Source organism: Acinetobacter sp. YH12023 (genome assembly GCF_013420135.1).
Classification (GTDB): domain Bacteria; phylum Pseudomonadota; class Gammaproteobacteria; order Pseudomonadales; family Moraxellaceae; genus Acinetobacter; species Acinetobacter amyesii.
The window spans coordinates 1-7,498 of the sequence record NZ_VOYU01000026.1; the positions used below are offsets into that span (position 1 = coordinate 1).

Genomic DNA, 7,498 nt, shown 5'->3' on the forward strand with positions numbered 1-7,498 from the left:
GGCCAGGCCTCAGCATTTTATTATGGTGATCCCCTGGGCGAAATGCGCCTGGTAAGCAGAGTTTTTGAAATGTAAGGCCTTTGAATAAGACAAAAGGCTGCCTCATCGCTAACTTTGCAACAGTGCCGTTAAAAGACGGTAAAATTACGGAATATTGGGGTGGTTACTCGGATTACTTGCGTCAAAAAGAAGAAGAGCGACAACACCAAGCCGTAGAATATGAGCTGATGATGAAGGAACGGGAGCGATTAGAATCTGCTGTGCAAGAAAAACGCCAGCAAGCTAATCGATTAGACAATAAGAAAAAAGGAGAAAAATCCAAAAACTCTACCGAAAGTGCTGGACGACTTGGGCATGCAAAAATGACTGGCACCAAGCAAAGAAAACTGTATCAGGCAGCTAAGAGTATGGAAAAGCGTTTGGCTGCATTAGAAGATATTCAAGCACCAGAGCATTTGCGTTCTATTCGTTTTCGTCAAAGTTCAGCCCTAGAACTGCACAATAAGTTCCCGATTACGGCAGATGGTCTGAGCTTAAAATTTGGTAGCCGTACTATCTTTGATGACGCTAACTTTATAATACCGCTTGGCGCTAAAGTCGCTATAACTGGATCGAATGGAACAGGGAAAACGTCCTTGTTAAAAATGATATCAGAACGTGCTGATGGATTAACCATATCTCCAAAAGCTGAAATTGGCTACTTTACACAAACAGGATATAAATTTAACACGCATAAATCTGTGCTCTCCTTTATGCAGGAAGAGTGCGAGTACACAGTTGCGGAAATTCGTGCAGTATTGGCTTCAATGGGGATCGGAGCGAATGATATTCAAAAAAACTTATCCGACTTATCGGGAGGTGAAATCATCAAACTGCTTTTATCCAAAATGCTTTTAGGAAAATATAATATTTTGCTTATGGATGAACCAGGAAACTATCTTGACCTAAAAAGTATTGCCGCATTAGAAACAATGATGAAGTCCTATGCAGGAACTATTATCTTCGTATCTCATGACAAGCAATTGGTCGATAATATTGCTGACATTATCTACGAGATCAAAGACCACAAAATCATCAAGACTTTTGAGAGAGATTGTTAATGATAGCCAATCTAATCCGAACATTAATTATTGAACTCTTTAAAGGAAATTAAAAATGACAATTCAAGATATTCAATCACTTGCTGAAGCACACGGCTTGTTGCTTACGGACAAAATGAATTTCAATGAAATGGGCATTGATTTTAAGGTCGTTTTTGCTCTTGATACAAAGGGGCAACAATGGTTGCTGCGTATTCCTCGTCGTGATGGCATGAGGGAACAAATCAAGAAAGAAAAACGCATTTTAGAATTGGTAAAAAAACATCTTTCTGTAGAGGTTCCTGATTGGAGAATTTCATCTACAGAATTAGTGGCTTATCCCATACTTAAAGATAATCCTGTTTTAAATTTGGATGCTGAAACCTATGAAATAATTTGGAATATGGACAAAGATAGCCCGAAATACATAACATCTTTGGCAAAAACCTTATTTGAAATCCATAGTATTCCTGAAAAAGAAGTTCGGGAAAATGATTTGAAAATTATGAAACCTTCAGATTTAAGACCTGAAATAGCAAACAATTTGCAGTTAGTAAAATCTGAAATTGGTATAAGTGAGCAATTGGAAACCCGCTACAGAAAATGGTTGGATAATGATGTTCTATGGGCAGATTTCACCCAATTTATACATGGCGATTTATATGCTGGGCATGTACTAGCTTCAAAGGATGGAGCTGTTTCAGGCGTTATTGATTGGTCAACAGCCCATATAGATGACCCAGCGATTGATTTTGCTGGGCATGTAACTTTGTTTGGAGAAGAAAGCCTCAAAACTCTAATCATCGAGTATGAAAAACTAGGGGGTAAAGTTTGGAATAAACTATATGAACAGACTTTAGAAAGAGCAGCGGCCTCTCCTTTGATGTATGGTTTATTTGCCTTAGAAACTCAAAATGAAAGCCTTATCGTTGGAGCAAAAGCTCAGTTGGGAGTTATATAATTTAAAAATATGATTGCTGAGAACTGCCTTGTTTTGAAACTTGGTTGGCTTTAATTAGTTTTTAGTATTCTTTATAGAAAATGCCTCGATCAAGGGGCATTTCTAACAATCATTTAACATAAAATTTCTTATGCGAAATTTAGGTCTTATCCCAAATAAATCCATTAAAAAGATCTTTATCTTTCTGCTTATTTTCTTCGGTCTTATTTTCCGTATTTAAAAATTGCTCAAAATCGGCTAATTGCTGTTTAAACGATTCATCATTTTTTAATTTATTTAAAGCCCAAGCTCCCAGTAGAATTTTACGTCTCGTATCATCTTTACGTTGCTGATCAGAAACTTTCTTTTTTTCACGAGCAGCAATAGCTTGTTTTTGTGCTTTTAGTTGTCTTAATCGTTCTTCTTGCTTTGCAATTTTTTGCTCTAAAGTTTCAACACTCATACCATCACCATCTCAAGGAATCCCCCTCAAGCATAGGTCTGTTTGAATTGAAATTCAAGACAGCCCATGCTATCGTGGTTTTCCCGAAGGGCGCACTTAGCCATTGGATTTCATCCAATGGTGCGACAAGGGGTAAATCCCCTTTGTAATCCCCTGACCAACATATACATGTTGGTAATTTCGATAAATCGAAATAAAGAGCAAAAGCAAAATGGCGATATATCATTTTTCAGTTAAAACGATTAGTAGAGGTAATGGACGATCGGCCGTTGCTTGTGCTGCATATCGTTCAAGTGAAAAATTGGTATGCGATTTTTATGGAAAAGAACAAGACTACACAAGAAAAACTGGTGTCGAATTTACAAAAATCTATGCACCTGAAAATACAAATACTGAGTTACTCAAGCGCCAAACACTTTGGAATGAAGTCGAAAAGGTTGAACGTAGAAAAGATGCATTACTTGCAAGAGAGTTTGAGATTGCATTTCCCAGTGAGTTAAACGCTGAACAGCGTGAAAATATGCTCAATGAACTTTGCCGAAACCTCGTTAAAAAATACGGTGTCATCGTTGATGCTGCTATTCATGCACCTCATACAGACAGTGGAAGTGATGAACGCAACTACCATGCACACATCATGTTCACAACCCGAAGTATTAATGAGCAGGGTGGCTTTTCAGCAAAAAAATATAGGGACTTCAGTCGTGACAATGGCACAGAAACTGTAAGCCACTGGAGAGAATCATTTGCAGAGTTATGCAATCATCACCTGGAACAAAATGGATTTGATGAACGTGTCGATCACAGAAGTTATGAAGACCAGGAAAGTGACCTAGAAGCAACTCAGCACGAAGGTCCTCAAGCGACATACCTCCGGAGACGAGGGATATTTACAGAAATTAGTCTGAAAAATGATGAAATTAAGCTACGTAATTTAAAAATCAAAAAGGTCATCGCACTGGATGAAAACATCAAAGTATCTGAGGATCTTGTTCAAAAAGTACGAAGTGAGCTTCAGTTTCAATACTCTCAAGCTGAGTATTCAGAAAAAACTTCTCAGAAACTTTATGAATTCCAAAATGAAGAATTATCAAAATTAACAACAAAATTAGACACGATGAGTTCTGCAATATCAGAACTACGCAAAAAAGAGCCTTTATTTTTTAAAACAAAATGGATCAATCAAATAAATGACCTGATCGACCAACACAACACCCAACTAGACATCCAAAAGCATATTTCTGGTCTTAGTGAAATAGAAAAAAAAGAGAGATATTCTGATCATTTAAATAAATGGACAGAAGAAAATCAGCTGCTCCAGCCTAAAAAGTCTTTTGCAAAACTTGACGAACCGAACATCACTGTTAAACAACGAAAACTTAATGATCAAATTTCAAATATAGATCATCAAATTTCTGAAATATCACGCAGAGAAACTGAGTATCAAGAGTATGTACGCGATCAAAGACTGGAGATCATAAATAGTTATATATTTGAAGAAGATAACTATGGAAATAAATACTTTAGTCCTCAAAATGGTGAAAAACAAAAGCGACTATATGCAGAAGAAATGGAAGATCTAAAAATCCAAGAATTGCATGCGGCTTTTACAAAAAAAATTGAGACCGAAGCGCAGCAAGAGTTTTCCCAAAAAATAGCAATACAGCTCGAAAACGACCGAAAAGATCGTGAATCTAGAGAACAGCAGTTACGTAAAGAACGAGAGCAACAAGAACAACGCTATGCACAAGAACGAGAGCAACAAGAACATTTGGCATTTTTAAGACGCCAAGAACAAGAAAAACAGCAGAGAAATGAGCCTAAAAAGCCAGAAAATGACAATAACCATGACTACACGCCTTAGCAATCCCATTTAAGCGCAAAAAAACGGGGGTTTTAGCGACTTTTGATAGAAATACAGTAAAACTATAGTTGATAAAAATAAAATCGCTTAGAACGCAAATGAGAGCCTTTTAGCGAGTGTCTACGAGCGACACAACGAAAGGTTGCTTATTCCCCCTCTGAAAAACCGTTTTTTATTGAATTACTGGGGACAGTGATTAGCGAGTGTCTACGAGCGAAGTATTGATGCTTTTGCTCGTCAAAAAGCATGAGCATAGCGAATGCATTATTCATGTTTTGCTTTTTGAATCCTTGATCATATATGCAAAAAACTGCCCCCACGAAGCGAGTGAAACGAGCTTCAATAGAGTACGAGCTTTAGCGAGTACCAAGGGCAGTTTTAATAACTCACTTTGGAAATAAATTCCCTTTTATTCTTTTAAAAAGCTTTTAAAAGCTTTTAGACCCTCTGAAAACCTTATGCAGCAATAGTTTCAAGCGTTAAAAGGGTACAAATAGCATGATAAAGGGTACAAATAGCATGATTTTATCGTTTAAAAGGGTACAAATAGCATGATTAAAGGGTACAAATAGCATGATAAAGGGTACAAATAAATTATTGTACCCTTATGTTTATTGGTGTACATTGTTTTCTCATAAGGGTACAAAAATCATGTTCATTTTTTATAAGGTTTGATATCTGAATGAATAAAGAAAATAGTTATGATAAATCTTATCCAGTAACAACAATGGCTATTCAAAACAAAGTTACTGAATGCTTTAAAAGCATGTCTGTAGATGAAAAAAGAATTTTAATTATGGCTTCTCCGATTGCTAGAAATATCGATGCAAGTGAACAAGATCAAATCTTAATATCTGCTCAACAATTTGCTGATGACTGTGGTATCAAAGTCAATTCTGCTTATAAACAAATTGAAAATGCGTCAAAAAAACTAGTAGATCGGTCCTTTTCATACGTTAATGATAGGGGGAAAAAGGTCTACTCTAACTGGGTAATTGATGCTACTTATGAAGATGCAGGGATATCTTTAAGGTTTACATCTATTGTTTTGGTGATGTTGAAAATTTTAGATAAATACAATCCATACACTCGTTATAAAAAAGATGTAGTTCTAAAATTAAAAAAAGACTACTCAATAGACTTTTACCATTTAGCGAAAAAAAATCAGGCAAAAAATGGCTTTGAATTAACGCTAGATGAAATGTTTACAGAGTTTGGTTTACCAGAATCTTATAGAGATTTGAGGAACTTAAAACGAAGAGTTTTGAAGAGCTCATTAGATGAAATTAATGAATTTACCGATGTAACAGTTGACTATAGTCCAGTTAAAAAAGGACGTTCTGTTGTCGGCTTTAAGTTCACTGTGAAAGAAAAATCTAAGCCAAAATTAATAGCTCCTGAGCGAGATCCAAAAACAATAGATATATTCTGCAACCTGTCTGATGCTCAAATTAACAAGTACAGTGCTATTTTATCTAAACTTTCTGAGCTATCAGACCTAAGTAACTTCCAGGACTATCCTAGTTTTGCCCTTTGGATTAGTGGCATCTTACGAGATCCGAAAAGTGTAAGAGAGGAAACAGCAAAGCGGATTTTTAAAGCTCTTCATAGCAAGACGGATTTTAAACCATGAAAACTAGAGCTGAATTAGATGCAATGAGCCATCAAGAACTCAAAGACTATGAGCAAAGTTTACTTGCTCTGTGGACACCAAGAATGGCTATTGAAAGTGACATTGAAAGGTTAAGCACTAATCGCAACGAATTATTAGAAATTTTTAATCAATTAAAAAATCCTGATGCTCCTGAAAATGAGCGTTTAAAAAATTCTATTTTATCGCTCAAATATAAGATTGAAGATTTAGAAGATAAATTGGATGATCTTATTCAAGATAATCGCTTAAATCGTGCAGATTGAATTATTCAGTTTATTTAATTAAAACCGTGAAACATTGATCAAAGAATAGGCGTGGAACGTGAATAGTCACAAAAAAGCCGTTCCAGTGCGCTGAACCCTGGAACGTCTTAGTATAAGTTTATGATTTATATCGAATAAAAAACAGTATTTCGTATAAGGTGTATTATGTTAATTTTAGAAAATCTTCACTACTATTATTTTAAAATAAGCCTTATATCCAAGCATAAAACAAGGTTGTCTAGACTTCTTTTAACAGTAAAGTTATCATAAAACTGAATTTTATTTTTTAGGTAAGTTTATGCATTCTATCCGCATTCGTTAAGACACAACTATTTGCATAGTGACACTATTTTATAATGGTGGGCTTTTGTTGTGTCTTTAAGAATATATGCGGATATATAAAGTAAAAGTATGCTTAATTTATAAGTATGCTTTTAGTGCATAGTTTCCAGTTATAACTTAATTGACTAGCTATTTGTCCACCCTGTGGATGAATAGCTTTTTTTTTGGGAGGACACTGTGATGCTAGCTTTTGTTTTCACCTAAATCCTGTTTGCTGCATAAAAAATTTCAAGAGCTAAACAGGAGTAAATAAAAATGAGTTTAATTATTAAAGCGAGAAACATACGCTTGGATTATGCTGGGCGTGATGTTTTGGATATTGATGAATTGGAAATTCACTCTTATGACCGTATTGGTCTTGTGGGTGATAACGGAGCAGGAAAGAGTAGTTTACTCAAAGTACTTAATGGCGAAATTGTTTTAGCCGAAGCGACATTACAGCGTTTTGGTGATTTTGCACATATCAGCCAACTGGGCGGAATCGAAATAGAAACGGTCGAAGACCGGGCAATGTTATCTCGCCTTGGTGTTTCCAATGTACAAAACGACACAATGAGTGGCGGAGAGGAAACTCGTGCAAAAATTGCTGCCGCATTTTCCCAACAAGTACATGGCATTCTAGCGGATGAACCAACCAGCCACCTTGATCTCAATGGAATAGATCTACTTATTGGTCAACTTAAAGCATTTGATGGAGCATTACTTGTTATCAGTCATGACCGATATTTTCTTGATATGGTTGTAGACAAGATATGGGAGTTAAAAGGGCACTGTTGCAAATAGTCGGTGGTGATAAACTTATCATCCCCTTTTGCTGATGGAGCTGCACATGAACCCATTCAAAGGCCGGCATTTTCAGCGTGACATCATTCTGTGGGCCGTACGCTGGTACT

5 protein-coding genes and 3 pseudogenes are annotated in these 7,498 nt (G+C 36.1%); 7 read left to right on the forward strand and 1 reads right to left on the reverse strand.

Features of this window, described 5'->3' with window-relative positions; all coding sequences use genetic code 11:
- The 3 genes and pseudogenes from FTT92_RS16395 to FTT92_RS16405 form a co-directional block, all read left to right on the forward strand.
- Positions 1-75 (forward strand): annotated as a pseudogene (locus FTT92_RS16395) (IS6 family transposase); the annotation flags it as partial.
- Between the two features lie 53 nt (positions 76-128).
- Positions 129-1,100 (forward strand): annotated as a pseudogene (msr(E), locus tag FTT92_RS16400) (ABC-F type ribosomal protection protein Msr(E)); the annotation flags it as partial.
- A gap of 55 nt (positions 1,101-1,155) precedes the next feature.
- The gene (locus FTT92_RS16405) at positions 1,156-2,040 is read left to right on the forward strand and encodes an Mph(E) family macrolide 2'-phosphotransferase (RefSeq protein WP_000155092.1); all 885 of its coding nucleotides are present in this window, start codon (positions 1,156-1,158) and stop codon (positions 2,038-2,040) included.
- Between the two features lie 139 nt (positions 2,041-2,179).
- Here FTT92_RS16405 and FTT92_RS16410 read toward each other — a convergent pair whose 3' ends face one another.
- Positions 2,180-2,482, reverse strand: a complete 303-nt coding sequence (locus FTT92_RS16410; RefSeq protein WP_018680087.1) for a hypothetical protein — start codon at positions 2,480-2,482, stop codon at positions 2,180-2,182.
- Between the two features lie 211 nt (positions 2,483-2,693).
- On the opposite strand from FTT92_RS16410, the gene mobQ reads away from it, so the two are divergent.
- From mobQ to msr(E) (FTT92_RS16430), 4 genes and pseudogenes are all read left to right on the forward strand, one after another.
- Positions 2,694-4,346, forward strand: a complete 1,653-nt coding sequence (mobQ, locus tag FTT92_RS16415) for a MobQ family relaxase (protein ID WP_018680086.1) — start codon at positions 2,694-2,696, stop codon at positions 4,344-4,346.
- Between the two features lie 682 nt (positions 4,347-5,028).
- Positions 5,029-5,979, forward strand: a complete 951-nt coding sequence (locus FTT92_RS16420; RefSeq protein WP_004728629.1) for a replication initiation protein — start codon at positions 5,029-5,031, stop codon at positions 5,977-5,979.
- Positions 5,976-6,263, forward strand: coding sequence for a hypothetical protein (locus FTT92_RS16425; RefSeq protein ID WP_004728627.1), 288 nt, complete (start codon positions 5,976-5,978; stop codon positions 6,261-6,263). The genes FTT92_RS16420 and FTT92_RS16425 overlap by 4 nt, the downstream gene beginning before the upstream one ends.
- Before the next feature lie 597 nt (positions 6,264-6,860).
- Positions 6,861-7,370: pseudogene (msr(E), locus tag FTT92_RS16430) on the forward strand (ABC-F type ribosomal protection protein Msr(E)); the annotation flags it as partial.
- Positions 7,371-7,498 lie beyond the last annotated feature (128 nt).

Bases quoted from the DNA above. Each gene is read 5' to 3' on its own strand.
- FTT92_RS16420 (WP_004728629.1), top strand. From the start codon at position 5,029: ATGAATAAAGAAAATAGTTATGATAAATCTTATCCAGTAACAACAATG.
- mobQ (WP_018680086.1), top strand. From the start codon at position 2,694: ATGGCGATATATCATTTTTCAGTTAAAACGATTAGTAGAGGTAATGGA.
- FTT92_RS16405 (WP_000155092.1), top strand. From the start codon at position 1,156: ATGACAATTCAAGATATTCAATCACTTGCTGAAGCACACGGCTTGTTG.
- FTT92_RS16410 (WP_018680087.1), bottom strand. From the start codon at position 2,482: ATGAGTGTTGAAACTTTAGAGCAAAAAATTGCAAAGCAAGAAGAACGA.
- FTT92_RS16425 (WP_004728627.1), top strand. From the start codon at position 5,976: ATGAAAACTAGAGCTGAATTAGATGCAATGAGCCATCAAGAACTCAAA.